The following is a 2644-nucleotide window of genomic DNA, read 5'->3' as shown; positions in this document are numbered from 1 at the left end:
GCGGGGCCTGCCAGGGGTCCTGTGGCTGGTTCGGGGGCGGCTGGTGGGGCGGCGTCAGCGGTGCGGTCACCCTGCCATCGTGCCAGGCCTCGGCGGATGCCCCGTTGTCAGGCCGCCGATCGGGCGCCCCGGGCGTGCCCGGGCGCGCGGGTCAGCGTACGGCTGCGCGCCGGTAGGCCCAGGTGGCGACAGCCAGCGAGACGACGCCGACGGCCGCGCAGACCGTGAGGTCGAGCGCGACGGCGGCCCAGTTGGGATGCGTGTCGAAGGTACGGGCGAAGGCCTCGACACCGTACGTCGAGGGCAGCAGGTCGCGCGCGTACTGGATGAACAGCGGCAACCGGTCGGGGGGCAGCACCCCGAGCAGCAGCGCGGCCGACATGCCCAGCTGGCCGAGCAGGGTGGCCAGCTCCTGCCGTGGCGCGAGCAGCCCGAGCGCGGCGCCGAGCCCGGCGAGCGCGGCGCCGGACAGCGGGATCACCGCGGCCAGGACCCACAGGTGGGTGAGCGGCAGCCCGAACAGCGCGCTGCCGACGACGGCCGTCACGGCCGTCCCGGGCACGGTGAAGGAGGCGTACGCCGCGGCCGTTCCGAGCACCACGGACGCGGGCGGCACGGGCAGCGTCGCGTAGTGGTCGAGCCCGCCGCCCGCGCGCAGCTGGCCGAAGTACTGGGCCAGCAGGTTGAGCGCCACGAAGGCCACGACGAGGACCGACGACCCGGCGACGACGGCCCGCGCCTCGGCCCCGCCGTCCACGACACCGCGCATCAGGACCATGATCCCGATGGACTGGAAGGTCGCGACGAAGAGCAGCGGAATCCGGGCCACGCGGGCCCGCGAGAGCTGCGCCCGGTAGACGGCGGCGAGAGCGGGCAGCAGCCGCGCCCGGGGCGCGAGCGGGGCCGCGGCGCGGGGCGCGGGTGCCCTGTCACCGGACGGCCGCCTGGTGTCGGCAGGGGCTTGAAGACGTACGAGACTCACCTCACGCTGCTCCTGTCCGCTTCGGCCGTGCCGCTCATATCGCTCATGCCGCTCGTCACGCCGCTGGCCATGGTGCCGGGCACGCCGCTGGTCACGCGGTTGGCCCTGCCGCTCGTCATGCCTTCACCAGCCCCTTCGTACGGCCGCCGAGCGCGAGGTAGACGTCCTCCAGGCTCGGCGTGGCCAGGGTGAAGTCGTCCAGGGCCGCGAAGGCCTCGCCACCGGTGACGGCGGCCACCGCGGCGCGGGCCTCGTCCGGGGCGAGGCGCAGGGCCCAGTGGCGCCCGGTCTCCTCGGCGAAGGCGCGCAGCGCGGCGACCTCGGGTACGTCCAGCGGGGCGTGCTCGCGCCAGACGAGTTCGAGCCGCACCTCGCCGGCGACCTCGTTCTTCAGCCCCGCGGGGGTGTCGCAGGCGATGACCTTGCCGGTCTCCAGTACGGCGACGCGGTCGAGTACGGTCTCGGCCTCGATGACGTTGTGGGTGACCAGCAGCACGGTCGTGCCGTGCTGGGCCCGGCGCCGGTCCACGGCGGCCCACACGGCGCGCCGGGCGACGGGGTCCATTCCGGTGGTCGGCTCGTCGAGTACCAGCAGGGGCCGCTCCCCGACCAGCGCGGTGGCGAAGCAGGCGAGCCGCCGCTGGCCACCGGAGAGCTTCCTCAGGGGGCGTCCGGCGAGCGCGCCGAGCCCCAGTTCGTCCAGGACCTCGTCCCGCTCGGCCCTGGCGCGCCGGGCGTCGAGGCCGCGCAGCCGTCCGGTGGTCTCGGCGGCGAGGGCGACGGTGAGTTCGTCGAGCGCGGTGGACTCCTGGCCGAGGTAGGCGAGGATGCGGGCGGCGCGCTCGGGGTGGCGCACGATGTCGTGCCCGAGGATCTCGACCTGTCCCGCATCCGGCCGCATCAGGCCGGTGAGCTGGCGTACGAGGGTGGACTTGCCGGCGCCGTTGGGCCCGAGCAGTCCGAAGATCTCCCCGCGTCGGACGTCCAGCGACACTCCGTCGGTGGCCCGTACCTCGGGTGTCGCGGGCACTCCGCGCCTGCCGCGCGCCGCGGGGTAGGTCTTGACCAGGTCACGCACCACGCACACGGTGTCGTCACCGTGTGCCGAAGATCCCGTGGGTCCTGTGCGCGTATCCACGAGGGACGAGCCTACGGGGTTCCGCAGGGCGAAAGTTCCTCGGGGGCCGGGCACCCGGGGACCGTGCCGGGGTGTGAGCCCCGGTTCACTCCCCCGCGGGGGCCGGTTCCGCCGCCGTACGCACGTCGATCTCGCGCCAGAAGCCGGCCCGGATCGCGTACCGGTCGTGCTCGTCGATCTGGTCGTCCTTGTGTGCGAGGAGGCCGAAGCGCGCGGCGTACCGCAGCAGTTCTCCGTCGACGCGGTGCGGGATGCGCGGGTACATCGTGGACAGCTTCTGCAGCCCGGCCGGGTCGGGCAGCCGTGCCATCCAGCGGCGGGCGAAGACCTGGCCGACCTCGTACGGGTCGCCGCCGACGGTGGTGATGTCCTCTTCGCGGTCGGCCCAGCGCTGTTCGGCGGTGGTCAGCTGGGCCAGGGTCGGCAGTGCGGCGATGTCGGCGGGGTCCGATGCCGGTCCCGGGCGCTCGACCCAGCCTTTCTCCGATGACCAGCGCAGGGTGGCGCTGGCGGGGTGCTGCGGG

At 74.6% G+C, this 2644-nt stretch carries 2 protein-coding genes and 1 pseudogene; all 3 read right to left on the bottom strand.

Going from position 1 to position 2644, the window contains the following annotated elements:
• Window positions 1-151 precede the first annotated feature (151 nt).
• The gene (locus U9R90_RS35375; RefSeq protein WP_411061529.1) at window positions 152-982 is read right to left on the bottom strand and encodes an ABC transporter permease; all 831 of its coding nucleotides are present in this window, start codon (window positions 980-982) and stop codon (window positions 152-154) included.
• 115 nt (window positions 983-1097) lie between these two features.
• Complete coding sequence (locus U9R90_RS35370) at window positions 1098-2063, bottom strand: ABC transporter ATP-binding protein (protein ID WP_411061530.1); 966 nt, start codon at window positions 2061-2063, stop codon at window positions 1098-1100.
• A 142-nt stretch (window positions 2064-2205) separates the two neighbouring features.
• Window positions 2206-2644: pseudogene (locus U9R90_RS35365) on the bottom strand (NYN domain-containing protein); the annotation flags it as partial.

Origin of the sequence: Streptomyces sp. E11-3 (assembly GCF_046540415.1) — a bacterium.
Lineage (GTDB): Bacteria > Actinomycetota > Actinomycetes > Streptomycetales > Streptomycetaceae > Streptomyces.
Note: the sequence above shows the minus strand (reverse complement) of the source record. Positions and strands in the feature narration are given on the sequence as shown.